Source organism: Hamadaea sp. NPDC051192, assembly GCF_040682475.1.
GTDB lineage: Bacteria > Actinomycetota > Actinomycetes > Mycobacteriales > Micromonosporaceae > Hamadaea > Hamadaea flava.
On the sequence record NZ_JBFBAZ010000165.1, the window covers coordinates 1 to 15,374 of the forward strand.

Consider the following 15,374-nt stretch of genomic DNA (forward strand, 5'->3'; position numbering starts at 1 on the left):
TTCACGACGAACAACCAGCAACGACACCGGACGAGCCATCAACAACACCTCGAATCAACCAAGGTGTTGCGACCACCCCCTGAATCCACCGCCCATGGTCACCTGCATATCCGTGATCTGCCGCTGAACGGGTGCCCAAGATCGTCATGCGTTCTGCCAGAGGCCGATCAGGTTGCCCTCGGTGTCGCGGAAGTAGCCGGTGAAGCCCATGTCGCCGACGGCCTGGCGGCCGATGACCGCCTCACCGCCCAGGCGGACGACCATGGCGAGGGCGTCGTCGATGTCGGCGACCTCGATGGTGATCACCGGGCCGTCGAACGGCGCTTTGCGGTCGAGCAGACCGCCGTTGATCGCGCCCGGGGTCAGCGGGCCGCGATCGCCGCTCGGCGTGGTCGAGACCATCGTGTACCCCATCGCCGGGATCGGCGTGAGGTCCCACCCGAACGCCTGGGTGTAGAAACTCTGGGCCCGCTTCATGTCCTCGGCGGGCACTTCGAAATGGACGACTCGTCCGGTCATGTCCTTCAGCGTAGAACGAAGCCTGACAACTTCATGACACTTCGCGAGGGCTGTACGCAGGGAAGATCGGCGTACGCTGCTCCGGTGACCCGCTACGTCGTCATCGGTGGTGGCATCGTCGGCCTGGCCGTGGCCCGTCAACTCCTCCTGGATCAGCCGGACGCCGAGGTCACGGTGGTGGAGAAGGAGGAGCGTCCCGGCGCGCATCAGACCGGCCACAACTCCGGTGTCCTGCACGCGGGCGTCTACTATCCGCCCGGCAGCCTGAAGGCCCGGCTGTGCCGAGCCGGCGTCGCGCAGATGATCGACTTCTGCGAGGAGCACGACGTCCCGTACGCGATCACGGGCAAGCTCATCGTGGCGACCGCGGCCGGTCAGCTCGGCCGGCTCCGGGTGCTGGAGGAGCGGGCGCGCGGCAACGGCATCACCGTACGCATGGTGACGGCGCACGAGGCGCGCGAGCTGGAACCGCATGTGGCCTGCGTGGGCGCGTTGCACGTGCCGTCGACGGGCATCGTCGACTACGGCCGGGTGGCGCTGGCCCTGGCCGGGCAGATCGAGAAGCTCGGCGGCCAGGTCCGGTTGGGCGAGCAGGTCACCGACATCCGGAGCGACACGGTCGTGACGACCGCCGGGGAGCTGCGCTACGACACCTTGATCAACTGCGCCGGCCTCTACTCGGACCGGATCGCGGCCCTTGCCGGAGTCACCCCGCCCGCCCGGATCATTCCCTTCCGAGGGGAGTACGCGCAGCTCAAAGCCCACCGCACCGACCTCGTCCGCGGCTTGATCTATCCGGTGCCGGACCCGAGGTTCCCGTTCCTCGGCGTACACCTGACCAAGATGATCGACGGAACCGTCCACGCCGGACCGAACGCCGTGCTCGCCCTGGCCCGCGAGGGATATCGCTGGAGCAAGATCCGGCCCGGCGAGCTGGCCGCCACGCTGACCTACGGCGGCTTCCAGCGGCTGGCGCGCCGGCACTGGAAATACGGCTTGGGCGAGGTGACCCGGTCGCTGTCCCGGCGGCGGTTCGCCGCGAGCGTGGCACAACTTGTGCCGGAGCTGACCCGGGCCGACCTCGAACCCGCCGGTTCGGGCGTACGCGCCCAGGCGATCAACCCCGACGGCAGCCTCGTCGACGACTTCCTCATCGTGCGTACGCACCGGCAGGTGCACGTGCTCAACGCGCCCTCACCGGCGGCGACGAGTTCGCTCGCGATCGCCCGCCACATCGTGCGGGAGATGGCGGCCGCCTGACGGGTCCGCTTCGGAGGCGGCCGTCCGGCTACCGTCCTACGCTGGGGCTATGAAGCTTGGCGTGGGACTCCCGGTCTCCGGTTCGTGGGCGACGCCCGACCGCATCCTGCCGATCGCGGCGCGGGCCGAGGAACTCGGCTACGACAGCCTGTGGACCTTCCAGCGCCTGCTCGCCCCGGCGGGCCTGGCCGACCAGTACCGCAGCGTCCTCGATCCGCTGCTGCCGCTGGCCTTCGTGGCCGCGCAGACCTGGCGGATCCGGCTCGGCGTCGCGGTCGTCAACCTGCCGTTCATCTCCCCGGTCGTGGTCGCCAAACAGCTCGCGACGCTCGACGTGCTCTCCAGTGGCCGGGTGGACGCCGGGCTCGGCACCGGCTGGCAGGCCGAGGAGTTCACCGCCACCGGTGCTTCGCTGCACGATCGGGGTGCCCGCGTCGCCGAATACGTGTCCGTTGTGCGTACCTTGTGGACGGAGAAGTGGCCCGAGCACTCCGGGCGGTTCTACCAGGTGCCCCGGGCCGAGTTCGCCCCCAAGCCGGTCCAGCCGCGCATCCCGGTCCTGCTGGGCGGAACCGCGCCCGCCGCGCTGCGCCGAGCGGGCCGGATCGCCGACGGCTGGATCAGCAGCAGTTCCGCCACCCAACAGGACGTGCAGCCGATGATCCAGCTGATCCGCGAAGCGGCCGAACAGGAGGGGCGCGATCCCGAGACGCTGCGGTTCATCTGCCGCTGCGCCATCCGCGTACGCGAGGCCGGCCAGGCCGACCGGCCGCCGCTCAGCGGCAGCCTCGCCGAGATCCGCGGCGACCTGGAACGCCTGGCCGAGCAGGGAATGACCGAACTGTTCCTGGACCTCAACTTCGACCCCCGGATCGGCTCGCCCGACGCCGACCCGCAGGTCTCGATGCGGATCGCGGAAGAGGTCCTCGACGCCTTCTCACCGGGGAGGGAGTAGTGCTACCTTCTCCGCCGTGCGTGCCGCGCTTGCCGGTGCGGTGACCGCGGCGCTCCTCCTGTCCGGGTGCACCGCCTCCCCGCCCACCCCGAAACCCGCGCCCACCGCGCAACAGCGCCCGGCCGCGCTCGAAGGCGGCGCGTGCCAGCTCATCGACTTCTCGAAGGTCAGTGGGTCGCTGGGCCAATCGTTCACGATCGCGGCCGCGGCGACGAAGGACAAGACCTTCACCTGTGTCGTACGCACAGAGCAGAGCCCGCTTCCGGAAGTGGTGCTCTCCGTGACCCAGACCAAGGCTGACGCCGCCGTCTTCAAAGACGTGGTGAAGCCGAAGGGCGCCGCCAACGTCCCCGGCGTCGGCAAAGCGGCGTATCAGCTGGTCACACCGGCCAAGGGGCAAGCCGGACCGGTCGTGGAGATCGGCTGGCTGACCGGCGACGCGAGACTGCTCTTCCTCCGGCTCACCCTGGCGGCGGGCGCGGATCCGGCGGCGTCCACGGCCGGGCTGGTCAAGCTGGCCAAGGAGATCGACAAGTCCAGCAACTAACGCCCAGCCCGCAACTTCGCGAACTGGACCGACAGCGTGGGGCGTGATCAAGCGCCCGTTCAGCAGTTCGTAGCGGAAGTCTTCCGGCAGGTCGTCGAGGTCGTCCACGGTCAGTCAGTCACGTCAGGAGACTGCGTCGGCGAACCGAATCCGGATACCGCACTGTCACCTGTCCGACGCATAGGTGAGGGGTTACGGGGATTGCGGGTCGGCATTACGCTGCCCGGTCATGACGAGTGTCTTCGGCGCGTTCCCCGTGATCTTCATGATCGTGGCGGCGGTGATCGGCGTCGGCGGGATCGTGGGGCTCGTCAAGGGCATCGCCCGGCTGCGTGGCTCGGCTTCGTTGAAGGAGGACGGGCGGGAGACGACCGGAACCGTGGTGGACAGCCAGATGGAGAGCCGGGGGGCCGGGGACAACCGGTTCATGGTGTTCCGCCCGGTGGTCCGGTTCCGTACGCAGGAAGGCCAGGAGATCACCGCGGTGGGCCCGGGAGCGAGCCGCCGCTCGTTCGTCAAGGATTCGACGGTGCCGCTGCGGTATCACCCCGAGCGGCCGACGGAGATCGAGATCGTCACCGGCGAGGGCAGCGGCTCCGGCGCCTGGGGCATGATCGCGGGCGGTCTGCTGGCCGCCGTCGCCGGCCTGTTCTTCGTCCTCGTGGGCTGGAACTGGAATGTGACCTGAGATGGGCGTGGTCGCCGCGGTGGTAGCGGTCGCCTGGGCGGTGATCGCGCTGCTCTGCCTGCTCGCCGGCGTACGCCGGATGGTGTGGTCGGAGCGGCTGCGCCGGAGTGGGATCGAGGCGGCGGGCACGATCGTCGAGAGTCAGTTCCGGTCCGGGTTCGCCGGGCGGGTCTGGTATCGGCCGGTGGTCTCCTTCCGGACTCAGGGCGGGCAGCGGATTCTGGCTCTCGGCCCGGTACGCCGCCGTTCGGCGTACCCCAGACGGGCACCGGTGCTGATCAGGTATAGAGCGGACAAACCGACCGTCATAGAAATCGTCGACGGACCCGGCGAAGGGCCCAGCCCGGCCGGCTACCTGTTCGCCGGGCTGCTGCTGCTCGTGGTTCTGGTCACCTTCGCCGCCGCCGTGGGCTGATCAGCGATGTCCACCTGGCGATCTTGGACGTGCCGTATTCGCCGCTAACTGGAATCACCCAATAGAATCGCAGGCAGCCACAGAGCCAGCCTTTGCGCCCCTGCGTAGGAAGCTCCCACGGCGTGAGCTGCCGGAGGACCGAAGACCGTGAACGACCTCGTAGACACCACCGAGATGTACCTGCGCACCATCCTCGAACTCGAGGAGGAGGGTGTGCCGCCGCTGCGCGCGCGGATCGCCGAGCGCCTGCACCAGAGCGGTCCGACGGTCAGCCAGACGGTCGCCCGGATGGAGCGCGACGGACTGCTGAAGGTCGTCGAGAGCGACCGTCACCTGGAGCTGACCGACACCGGCCGCTCGCACGCGGTCGCCGTCATGCGTAAGCACCGGCTCGCCGAGCTGCTGCTCGTCAACGTCATCGGGATGCCTTACGAGGACGCCCACGACGAGGCGTGCCGCTGGGAGCACGTGATGAGCGACACCGTCGAGCAGCGGGTCTATGAGCTGCTCAACCGGCCCACGCGCTCGCCCTACGGCAACCCGATCCCGGGTCTCGACGCCTTCGACGGCGTCCAGCCCAAGACGGAGGTCGAGTCCGAGCGGAACCTGGCGTTCCCCGGGCTGTCCGGCTCGGTCATCGTGCGGCGGATCTGCGAGAGCGTGCAGACCGACGTCGAGGTGCTGCGCCAGCTGCACGCGGCCGGAGTCGATCCGGGTGCGACCGTCACGGTGGCGCAGGAGCGCGACGGGGTCACCATCGACCGCTCCGGCGAGCAGGTGCGCCTGCCGCGCGAGGTCGCCTCGCGGGTGTTCGTCTCGACCCGCTGATCACTCCGGCAGGCACCGGGGCCGCCTGACAGAATGGCGAGCGTGACCCCGTTCATCAGTTCCGAAGAGCTGGCGGCCCAGCTGCCCGAGGTGACCCTGCTCGACGTCCGCTGGCGGCTCGGCGGGCCTTCCGGGCGGGGGGCGTACGCCGAAGGCCATCTGCCTGGCGCGGTCTTCCTCGACGTCGACGAGGATCTGTGCGGCCCACCCGGCGACGGCGGCCGGCATCCGCTGCCGGATCGGGCGGAGCTGGCGGAGAAGCTGCGGGCCGCCGGGGTGAGCGCTGACCGGCCGGTGGTCGTCTACGACGGCGGTGACCTGCTGGCCGCCGCGCGTACGTGGTGGACGTTGCGCTGGGCCGGTCATTCGGACGTGCGAGTGCTCGACGGCGGCCTGCCCGCCTGGACCGGCGAGCTCACGACCGAGACGCCGGAGCCGAAGCCGGGCGACTTCGCCGTCGAGCCCGGTCACCTGCCGACGATCGAGGCCGACGAGGCGATCGACTTCGCCCGGACGGGCGTGCTGCTCGACGTACGCGCGGCCGAGCGCTTCCGGGGCGAGGTGGAGCCGATCGACGCCGTCGCCGGGCACATCCCGGGCGCCGTCAACGCTCCCGGCGAGCTTCCCGAGCTGCCGGCCGACAAGCCGGTCGGGGCCTATTGCGGCAGCGGCATCACCGCCGCCCGCGCGGTTCTCCAGCTGCACGCGAAGGGCCGGCCGGACGCGGCGATCTACCTCGGCTCGTGGAGCCACTGGATCACCGACCCGAGTCGCCCGATCGCCACTGGCGAAGAGCCGGGCGCATGACGCGCAGCCTGGTCGTCTGGGACGAGTCACTGCTCGCCTATGACCTCGGCGAGCATCCGCTCGACCCGGTCCGGGTACGCCTCACGATGGCCCTCGCCAACGCGTACCACTTGCTGGAAAGGCCGGGTGTCACGGTCCGCAAGCCGACCGCGGCGACCGACGAGGAGCTGGGCCTGGTTCATCGGGCCGACTACATCGCGGCCGTGAAGGCCGCGCCCGACGACTTCTTCTTCCAGGGGTTCGGCCTGAACACCTCGGACAACCCGGTGTTCGACGGTATGCACGAGGCGTCGGCGCTGATCGCCGGGGCGACGTTGACCGCCGCGCGTGCGGTGTGGGCGGGGGAGCAGGACCGGGCGGTCAACATCGCGGGCGGGCTGCACCACGCGATGCCGGCGCGGGCCTCCGGATTCTGCGTCTACAACGACCCGGCGATCGCCATCGCCGATCTGCTCGCGAAGGGCGCGGAGCGGATCGCCTACGTGGACATCGACGTGCACCACGGCGACGGGGTGCAGACGGCGTTCTACGACGATCCCCGGGTGCTCACGATCAGCCTGCACGAGACGCCGATCGCGCTGTTCCCCGGCACGGGGTTCCCGGAGGAGACCGGCGGCCCGAACGCCGAGGGCAGCGCGGTGAACGTGGCGCTGCCGCCCGGTACGAACGACCGTGACTGGCTGCGGGCGTTCCATGCCGTCGTCCCCGGTCTGCTGCGGGCCTTCCAGCCGCAGGTGCTCTTCACGCAGTGTGGGGCCGACCCGCATCGCCTCGACCCGTTGGCGGACCTCCGGCTGTCGGTCGACGGGCAGCGGGCGGCCTACCACGCCCTGCGGGACCTGGCCGAGGAACTGTGTGACGGGCGCTGGATCGCCACCGGCGGCGGCGGGTACGCCCTGGTCGAAGCGGTGCCGAGGGCATGGACGCACCTCCTCGCGACGATCACCGGCGATCAGCTCGACCCGGCGACCCTGATCCCCCGGGAGTGGATCGACCTCGCCGAGAGCCTGTGCCCGGAACGCGTGGCCCCGCAGCGGATGACCGACGACGGCGACGTCCGTTACGTGCCGTGGGTGCCGGAGGCCGAGCCGACGCCGCTCGACCGCGCGATCCTAGCGACGCGCAAGGCGGTCTTCCCGCTGCACGGCCTCGACCCGTACGACCCTCGGGACTAGCCATGCGGGATCCGGTGGATGTGCTGCTCTCCGACGGCTCGACGGTGCGGATCCGGCCGATCGAGCCCTCGGACGCCGAGGCCATAGTGGCGATGCACGGCCGGTTCTCCGAGCGCACCCGATACATGCGCTACTTCTCGCCGTACCCGCGGATTCCGGCGCGCGACCTCGACCGGTTCGTCAACGTCGACCACCGTGACCGCGAGGCGATCGTGGTCCTGCACGGCCGGCCCGACGGCAGCGCCGAGATCATCGCGGTCGGCCGCTACGAACGCCTCGGCGCGCAGGCGCCCGACGCCGAGGTGGCGTTCGTGGTCGCCGACGCCTTCCAAGGCCGTGGCATCGGCTCCGTGCTGCTCGAACACCTCGCCGCCAGCGCCGAGCCGGCCGGGATCACGCGGTTCGTCGCCGAGGTCCTCCCGGAGAACGGCGCGATGCTGCGCGTCTTCGCCGACGCGGGCTACCAGGTCAACCGCGAATACGCGGACGGCGTCGTCCACCTGACCTTCCCGATCGCGCCCACCGACCGCTCGCGGCAGGTCCAGGCCGACCGCGAGCGGCGTACCGAGGCCAGGTCTGTGGCGCGGCTGCTCCGGCCGCGGGGGATCGCGGTCTACGGGGCCTCCCGCTCCGGGTCCGGCGTCGGTTCCGCGCTCGTCCGGCACATTTCCGAGTCGTACGCACAACGCCCGCACCTGATCCGGCCCGGTGCATCACTGTCTGCTGTGGACGAAGACGTCGACCTGGCGGTGGTGGCCGTGCCGCCGTCCGCCGTTCCCGCGGTCGTTCAGGACTGCGCCGGGCGGGTGGCCGGACTGCTGGTGGTGACCGACCTCGATCAGACCCAGCGCCGGGAACTCGTCCGGACGGCGCGCGCCACCGGCATGCGGGTGATCGGGCCGGGCAGCCTCGGGGTGGCCGCCCACGGACTCAACGCGACCCTGTCGCCGCAGTTGCCACCGCCGGGCCGGGCCGCCCTGTTCTGCCAGTCGGGCACGCTCGGGCTGCTGCTCATGGCGGAGGCGGATCGCCGGGGGCTGGGCGTGTCGAGCTTCGTCAGCGTCGGCCAGCGCGGCGACGTCTCCGGCAACGACCTGTTGCAGTACTGGGCCGGCGATCCCGACACCGACGTGATCCTGATGTACCTGGAGACCTTCGGCAATCCCCGCAAGTTCGCCCGGATCGCCCGGGAGGTCGGGCGGCAGAAGCCGATCGTGGTGCTGTCGGGGCGTACCGGGCTGGGGTCCACCTTGGATCCCTCGGCGATGCAGGCGCTCAGGGAGCACTCCGGAGTGATCCAGGTCGACACGGTCGCCGAACTCGTCGACGTCGGCCTGCTGCTGACCGGCGCACCGATGCCGTCCGGCCGCCGGGTCGGGATCGTCGGCAACGCCGCCCCACTCGCCTCGCTGGCCGGCTCCGCCCTCGTCTCGGCCGGACTCGCGGTCGGGCCGGTGGCCACGGTCGGACCCTCGGCGGGCGAGGACGAGTTCACCGCCGCACTCGACCGCGCGCTCACCGCGGAGGAGACGGATTCCCTGCTGGTCGTGGTCTCCCCGCCGTTGCCGACCGGAGCCATGACACTGTCGGACTCCGGCGCGACACCGTACGCGCAGGCGATCGCCGACGCGGCGGCGGGGAGCGAGAAACCGCTCGTGACGACGTTCCTCTACGGAAGCGCGCCCGACTCCGTGCCGAGCTATCCGTCCATCGAGGAAGCCGTCCGGGCGCTCGCCCGGGTGAGCCGCCGCGCCATGTGGCTCCGCGAATCCGAAGGCGTCCTCCCGCCGTCCCCGGTCCCGGCCGCGCCGCTCACCGTCTCCACTGTGGAGGAGGCGCTTGCGGCGTACGGGATCGAGGTGGTGCCGAACCTGCGCGCCCAGGGGATCGACGACGTCCTCGCCGCCTTCGCCCAGCTGGGCGGCGTGCCGGTCGCACTCAAGGTGGTGGAACGGCCGCATCGTATCGACCTCGGGGCGGTCCGCCTGGACGTCGACGACGAGGCTCAGCTGCGCCGGGCGTACCAGGACCTGGAGGGGCTCTTCGGCGCCGGCGTGGAGATCTTCGTCCAGCCGATGGTCGCGCCAGGCGTCGCCTGCGTCGTCGAACTGGTCGACGATCCCGCCTTCGGGCCGGTCGTCGGCTTCGGCCTCGGCGGGGTGGTGGCCGACCTGGTCGGCGACCGAGCCTGGCGAGCCGCGCCGTTGACCGATCGCGACGCCTTCGACCTGGTACGCACACCGCGCGCCGCCGACCTCCTCACCGGAGCGGCCGGCGGCGCCCCCGTACGCGTCGCCGACCTGGAGGATCTGCTGCTCCGCGTCGGCCACCTCGCCGACGAGGTGCCCCAGCTCCGGCGGCTCACCCTCAACCCCGTGCTCGCCCGCCCCGACGGGTACGCCGTCCTCCACGCCTGGGGCGTGATCGAGGAGCCGCAACCGCGGCCGGACACCGGCCCGCGCCTCCTCCCACCCGCCCGCTAGATGATCACCACGGTGATGTTGTCGCAGGTGAACTAACGCTCACGGATGATTGTTCCACGTCTGAGCGTCTCTGCGGCTCACGTCATTCGGCGGTGGCCGGTGATCCGGCTTCGGGTGACTCAGCGGCCGGCGGGGTGGGGGCGGGAGTGAAGAGGCCGGTGAGCAGCCGGTAGCGAGGCTCCGCCTCGTCCGCCTCTTCGAGGCCGTCGACCAGCTCGGACAGGGTCGCGACGAGCTGGGCGGCCTGGGCGCGGGTGAGGTGGACGTACCGCAGGAGCAGGAACGGATCGGGTTCGGCCGCCTCGATCTCCTCGGACAGGACGCGCAACGTGAGCGCCTTCTGGGCGGACGCCTGCTCGCCGGTGAAGTTCAGCCGTTTCGCCGTGCGTTCGTAGTACTGCTCGGTGCCGCCGCGTACCGGCCGGGTGTACGCGACCTTCACCATCCCCGCCTCGCGCAGTACGCCGAGATGGTGCGCGACGTTGCCTTTGCGCGTACCGAGGTCCACGGCGAGTTGGCTGATCGTGGCTTGCCGGCGACCGAGCGCGAACAGCAGGCGCAGGCGCGTCGGGTGGCCGAGGGCGGCGTACTGGGCGGCCGAGGAGACCTCCAGAACCTCTTCCGGTTCCGTCATGAGTTAAGTGTCAAGGACTCTTGACGCTTTCGTCAAGACCATGCTTCACTTCCGGCATGACAACCGTGGAGAAGTTCCGGGACCTGCTGCGCCAGCACTACGTCTTCCCGGAGATCGCCGAGAAGATCGACGAGATTCTGGCCGAGGGCGTCGCCTCGGGGCGCTACGCCGTGGCCGACGAAGCCGAGCTGGCCGCGCTGGTGACCGCCGACGCTCAGCGGATCAACGGGGACAAGCACCTGCGCCTGCTGTACCACGCGGAGGAGCTGCCCGAGCCGGCCGACGAGAGCTTGAAGGCCCAGGAAGCGGCGTTCCTCGCCGAGATGGTCACCTTCGCCGGGCGGACGGCGTCGGGCATGCACCGGGTCGAGCGGCTCGACGGCAACGTCGCGTACCTCGACATCCAGCCGCGGCTGCTGCCCGCTGTGATCACGGCGGAGGCGATCTCGGCCGCCATGACGCTGGTGGCGGACGCCGACGCGCTGATCGTCGACGTGCGCGGCTGCCTCGGCGGTGAGCCGTCGATCGTGGCCCTGCTGCTCAGCTACCTCTTCGACGACGAGGAGACGCCGCTGACCGGGATCTACGACCGGGCCAGCGACTCGACGCGCCAGTGGTGGACGTTCGCCACCGTGCCCGGTCGCCGTTACGGCGGCAGCAAGCCGGTCTACGTCCTCATCGGACCGAAGACGTTCTCCGGCGGCGAGCAGGTGGCGTACGACCTGAAGGTGACCGGCCGGGCGACCCTGGTCGGCCAGGCGACGCGGGGCGGGGCGCATCCGCGCTTCGGCGTACGCCTCACTCCGCACCTGGAGGCGTCCATCCCCACCGCGCGGGCGGTGCACCCGTTGACCGGCACGAACTGGGAAGGCGTCGGCGTCGCCCCGGATGTCGAGGTCGACGCCGACGCCGCGTTCGAGACCGCGCTCAGCCTGGTCCGGCCGGCGAGCTGAGCGAGGGGAGCCGGGCGGCCGACGTGCCCAGCCCGGTCGGCGTCGGCACCGACGGCTTCGGCGAGGCGTACCGGTCCCGTAAGGACGCCTCGTCGTAGCGCGTGGTCCCCTGATGCCACCGCAGGATGCCGGCCATCCAGTCGCGCAGCTCGTCCGCGTAGCTCAGCAGCGCGGTGCGTACCTCGGCGGACAGCCGCTGATCCTCGAAGAGCCGGGGCAGGTCGTCGGCGACGAGGTGTTCGAACTGCCGGAGCCGGGCCTCCATGAGGTCGGCGGTGATCGCCGAGGCGGTGAGCGCGTCGCAGGCCAGGAACCGCTGGATGACCAGTACGCCGTTGGCCAGCTCACCTTCGTACTGGATCTCCTTCTGGTAGGAGAACAGGTCGTTGGTGAGACAGGCGTAGTCGGCCGCCGAGTCGTCCAGTGCCCGCAGTGGACGACTTTGATACACCTCGGCGGGGACGACGTCCGACCGCGTGATCCGGCACAGGCTCATGGTGAGCTGCGAGCCGAAGGTGAACCGGCGCATCTCCAGGTAGTCCACCGGGTCGGCGACCCGGTTCTGGCTCTGCTGGAGCAGCTCCCACCGCCAGCTGTCGACCATGCCCAGCACGGCGTCCCGGAACTCGTGCCGGGCGCGGTCGTCCATCGTGATCGCGGTCCGGGCCCAGAGATCGGCCAGCCCCAGCTCGACCGGGTTGGCCGGGATCACGCCGGAGGCCGGCCCGGCCAGCGGCATGAACAGCCGCATCCGCTGGGTGAACGCCTTCGCGCCGGCGAAGTCCCGCGTACGCCCGAAGACGTGCGGGAAGTAGTCGTCGCCGTAGGTGCCCCAGGTGAGCCATTGCGAGGACAGGTCCAGCTCCGGCCCCGACGCCCGCCAGTGCACCATGGCGGCGCAGTACGCGAAGTCGAACCCGGCCACCAGCGGTGCCGTCCACAGGCCGCTCCCGAACAGTCCGGGAGTGGGACTGAGCATGCCCATGCGGGCCGCCCAGTCGATCGTGGTGCGCCGGGCGGCGTGCAGATGCGGGCTCTGCTTGGTCGCGTACGGCATGGGGATCGCCGGGAGCGGGAGGTGCCCCACCGCCTGGTGCGGCACGTGACTGAAGCTGCGGGTGAGTCCGGCGAACGCGCTGGGCGGAACCGGGAGGGCCGCGGCGGCGAGCTTGTTCATGTACCGCGACGACCGCAGGTGCCATTCGTGGCCGCCGCTCTGCCAGTCCTGCAGTCCCTGGACGTAGCGGAGGGTGTCCGCCTGTCCGGCCGGGTCCAGGTAGTGCTCGGCGAACAGGCCGGGCAGTTCGGTCAGCGCGGTGTTCTCGAACTGGTGCAGCCGCGAGGTGAGCAGGTCGTTGACGGTGTCGGCGGCCTCCTGCGGGGAGCAGCCCAGGAAGTGCTCGACCACCAGGACGCCGTTGTTGACCTCGCCCTCCTGCTCGGTCTCCCGCTGGTAGGAGAAGATGTCGTTACGCAGGTGTACGCCGTCGGAGAAGGTGTCCCGCAGGACGCGCAACGGCCGGGTGCGGGCGACGGCCGCGGGGATCTCCGCCGCCACCGCGAACTCGACGAGCCCGGCGGACCAGGGCGCACCGCCCACCTTGCGGCGCATCTCGACGTACTCGACCGGGTTCGGGATGCGCTTCTCGCTGATGTTGCCCAGCTCCCACAGCGATTCCTGGAGCAGATGCAGGGTGGCCTCGGCGAACCGCTCCCGCCAGGCGGCCGACATCGCCGGAACGGTTCGTGTCCACAGGTCGGCCAGTCCTCGCTCGACCGCGTTCGCCGGAGTCGGCATCGATTCGCCGCCGATCGGCATGAACGCGGGTAGGCGGTCCAGATAGGACTTAGCTCCGTCACGGTCCTGCGTGCGCTTGTAGACGTCCAGGAAGTGGTCGTCGAAGAAGAAGACCCAGACGTACCAATCCGTCACCAGCGCCAGGCGATCCGCCGAGGCGTCGGGGTGCGTATACGCACAGAGCAACGGGTAATCATGGGAGTCGTACGTCTGCTCGTCCCAGATCCCGGAACCCTCGATCATCTCCATCTCGCGCGCCCAGGCCTTGCTGTGGACGCGGACGTACTCGAGGTGGGGACTCAGCCGGGCCGGGTGCGGGACGTAGAACTCGGGCAGCCGGAATGGTTGTGACATGGGCAGCGACCCTTCTGGAAGGACCGGCGCCGGCAGGACCGGCGCCGGTGTGCTCTCCTGATCCCACCCCATCGAATCGCCCATAGCACGCGATTTCACCTCCAATGGTGATTTAGCTTGACAGTCCTGCCAAGGCCGCTGATCTCATTGCGCCAAGCGGCCCGTACCGCCGCCCGCCGAAGGCATTCGGATCGAGTGCCCGGCGTCAGCTCCACCATCGCCGGGGACCGCCGGCGGTGCCCCCGAAGCAGATCGGACGGTGGCGAAATGACGATCCTCGATGCTCCGAGCGAGCCCGTCGAAGCGGGGACCGACTCCCCGAACGGCCGGTCGAGCCTCAGTACCGCAGCGGCGCGGAACCTGGCGACGACCACCAAGTCCGTCCCCCAGATGCAGGAGATCACCTCCCGCTGGCTGCTCCGGGTGCTGCCCTGGCTTCAGGTCACCGGTGGGGCGTACCGGGTGAACCGGCGGCTCACCTATGCCGTCGGCGACGGCCGGCTGACCTTCACCAACGTCGGCGACCAGGTCCGGGTGGTCCCGCCGGAGCTGCGAGAGCTTCCACAGCTCCGCGACTTCGACGACATCGCGACGCTGGACGCGCTGTCCCGGCGCTTCGCCCAGCGCGAGTACGCCGCCGGCGACACGATCGTCGACGCGGGCGCGGCAGCCGATCAGCTCTACCTGATGGCCCACGGCAAGGCCGACAAGGTCGGCGTCGGCGAGTACGGCGCCAAGGCGGTGCTCGGCGTGCTGGCCGACGGCGAGTACTTCGGCGATCAGGTGCTCGTCGAATCCGATCTGACCTGGGATTACTCGGTACGCGCAGCGACCGCCTGCATCGTGCTGAGTCTCCCACGCCGGTCCTTCGAGGAGGTCGCCGAGCAGTCCCCGGCGCTCGCCGAGCACCTCGCCCGGTTGCGCGGCAGCCGGGTGCCGCGGCAGAACCGGCACGGCGAGGCGGAGATCGAGCTGTCCGCCGGGCACGACGGCGAGCCGATGCTGCCGAGCACGTTCGTCGACTACGACCTGTCGCCCCGGGAGTACGAACTCAGCGTCGCGCAGACCGTGCTGCGCATCCACAGCCGTGTCGCCGATCTTTACAACCATCCGATGAATCAGACCGAGCAGCAGTTGCGATTGACCGTTGAGGCTCTTAAAGAACGACAGGAGTTCGAGATGGTCAACAACCGCGAGATCGGTCTGTTGCACAACGCCGACCTCAAGCAACGCATCCACACGCGGACCGGGCCGCCCACCCCGGACGACTTCGACGAACTGCTCAGCCGCCGCCGCAGCACCCACGTGCTGCTGGCGCATCCGCGGGCGATCGCCGCGTTCGGGCGGGAGTGCACCCGCCGCGGCATCTATCCGGCCACGATCGACTTCCAGGGCCACCACATGCCGTCGTGGCGTGGGGTGCCGCTGCTGCCGTGCTCGAAGATCCCGGTGACGGACACCCACACCACGTCGGTCATCGCCATGCGGCTCGGCGAACAGGAGCAAGGCGTCGTCGGGCTCCACCAGACCGGGCTCCCGGACGAGTACGAGCCGAGCCTGTCGGTCCGCTTCATGGGGATCAACGACCAGGCGATCATGTCCTACCTGGTCAGCGCGTACTACTCGGTCGCGGTCATGGTCCCGGACGCGCTCGGTGTCCTCGAGAACGTCCAGATCGGGCACTTCCATGACTGAGGGTCCGGTCGACGCCCCGGCTCGTTCGCGTGCGCCTGAGGTGGACGCGAACGCCGGGCGCGTGGCACCGGCGCAGCCCACTCCGGCTGCCCAGGTCGCCAGACAGGCCGTCGACTCGGCCCGGGCGCTGGCCGAACCGGCGCTGCGGGCCGCCGTCGACACGTTGCCGGCCGTGCTGCGGCACGCATCGGGGTACCACTTCGGCTGGTGGGACCGGCACGGCAGATCCGCGCCGGAGCCTCCAACGGCAGCGCGTCGATCAC

14 protein-coding genes and 1 pseudogene are annotated in these 15,374 nt (G+C 70.3%); 12 read left to right on the forward strand and 3 right to left on the reverse strand.

Annotated elements, in window-relative coordinates; genetic code table 11:
* Window positions 1-144: 144 nt before the first annotated feature.
* A complete protein-coding gene (locus AB0M47_RS37445) occupies window positions 145-519 on the reverse strand; it encodes a VOC family protein (protein ID WP_253756711.1) in 375 nt (124 codons plus the stop codon).
* Between the two features lie 84 nt (window positions 520-603).
* On the opposite strand from AB0M47_RS37445, the gene lhgO reads away from it, so the two are divergent.
* The 9 genes from lhgO (at window position 604) to AB0M47_RS37490 (ending at window position 9,677) form a co-directional block, all read left to right on the forward strand.
* On the forward strand, window positions 604-1,779 hold the full coding sequence (gene lhgO, locus AB0M47_RS37450; protein WP_363422657.1) for an L-2-hydroxyglutarate oxidase: 1,176 nt from the start codon (window positions 604-606) through the stop codon (window positions 1,777-1,779).
* A gap of 49 nt (window positions 1,780-1,828) precedes the next feature.
* Window positions 1,829-2,734, forward strand: a complete 906-nt coding sequence (locus AB0M47_RS37455) for a TIGR03619 family F420-dependent LLM class oxidoreductase (protein WP_363422659.1) — start codon at window positions 1,829-1,831, stop codon at window positions 2,732-2,734.
* 16 nt (window positions 2,735-2,750) lie between these two features.
* Window positions 2,751-3,281, forward strand: a complete 531-nt coding sequence (locus AB0M47_RS37460) for a hypothetical protein (RefSeq protein WP_363422661.1) — start codon at window positions 2,751-2,753, stop codon at window positions 3,279-3,281.
* A 229-nt stretch (window positions 3,282-3,510) separates the two neighbouring features.
* Window positions 3,511-3,969: a DUF3592 domain-containing protein gene (locus AB0M47_RS37465; RefSeq protein ID WP_363422663.1), complete on the forward strand. Its 459-nt coding sequence runs from the start codon at window positions 3,511-3,513 to the stop codon at window positions 3,967-3,969.
* A gap of 1 nt (window position 3,970) precedes the next feature.
* Entirely contained in the window at window positions 3,971-4,384 is a 414-nt protein-coding gene (locus AB0M47_RS37470) for a DUF3592 domain-containing protein (protein ID WP_363422665.1), read from the forward strand.
* A gap of 147 nt (window positions 4,385-4,531) precedes the next feature.
* On the forward strand, window positions 4,532-5,212 hold the full coding sequence (locus AB0M47_RS37475) for a metal-dependent transcriptional regulator (protein ID WP_363422666.1): 681 nt from the start codon (window positions 4,532-4,534) through the stop codon (window positions 5,210-5,212).
* Window positions 5,213-5,245: 33 nt separating this feature from the next.
* Window positions 5,246-6,019, forward strand: coding sequence for a sulfurtransferase (locus tag AB0M47_RS37480; protein WP_363422668.1), 774 nt, complete (start codon window positions 5,246-5,248; stop codon window positions 6,017-6,019).
* Window positions 6,016-7,194 (forward strand): acetoin utilization protein AcuC, encoded by a 1,179-nt coding sequence (locus AB0M47_RS37485; RefSeq protein WP_363422670.1) that lies wholly within the window; start codon window positions 6,016-6,018, stop codon window positions 7,192-7,194. The genes AB0M47_RS37480 and AB0M47_RS37485 overlap by 4 nt, the downstream gene beginning before the upstream one ends.
* Window positions 7,195-7,196: 2 nt before the next feature.
* Entirely contained in the window at window positions 7,197-9,677 is a 2,481-nt protein-coding gene (locus AB0M47_RS37490; RefSeq protein WP_363422672.1) for a GNAT family N-acetyltransferase, read from the forward strand.
* A gap of 82 nt (window positions 9,678-9,759) precedes the next feature.
* Here the strand turns inward: AB0M47_RS37490 and AB0M47_RS37495 are convergent, their stop codons facing one another.
* Window positions 9,760-10,311, reverse strand: coding sequence for a helix-turn-helix domain-containing protein (locus AB0M47_RS37495; RefSeq protein WP_363422674.1), 552 nt, complete (start codon window positions 10,309-10,311; stop codon window positions 9,760-9,762).
* Window positions 10,312-10,367: 56 nt separating this feature from the next.
* On the opposite strand from AB0M47_RS37495, the gene AB0M47_RS37500 reads away from it, so the two are divergent.
* On the forward strand, window positions 10,368-11,264 hold the full coding sequence (locus AB0M47_RS37500; protein ID WP_363422676.1) for a S41 family peptidase: 897 nt from the start codon (window positions 10,368-10,370) through the stop codon (window positions 11,262-11,264).
* Here the strand turns inward: AB0M47_RS37500 and AB0M47_RS37505 are convergent.
* A complete protein-coding gene (locus AB0M47_RS37505; protein ID WP_363422678.1) occupies window positions 11,239-13,416 on the reverse strand; it encodes a germacradienol/geosmin synthase in 2,178 nt (725 codons plus the stop codon). The two genes, AB0M47_RS37500 and AB0M47_RS37505, sit on opposite strands and share 26 nt — an antisense overlap.
* 267 nt (window positions 13,417-13,683) lie before the next feature.
* Between AB0M47_RS37505 and AB0M47_RS37510 the strand changes: the two genes are divergently transcribed.
* A complete protein-coding gene (locus AB0M47_RS37510; protein ID WP_363422680.1) occupies window positions 13,684-15,111 on the forward strand; it encodes a family 2B encapsulin nanocompartment shell protein in 1,428 nt (475 codons plus the stop codon).
* Window positions 15,104-15,374, forward strand: a pseudogene (locus tag AB0M47_RS37515) (hypothetical protein); the annotation flags it as partial. The gene AB0M47_RS37510 and the pseudogene AB0M47_RS37515, both read left to right, overlap by 8 nt.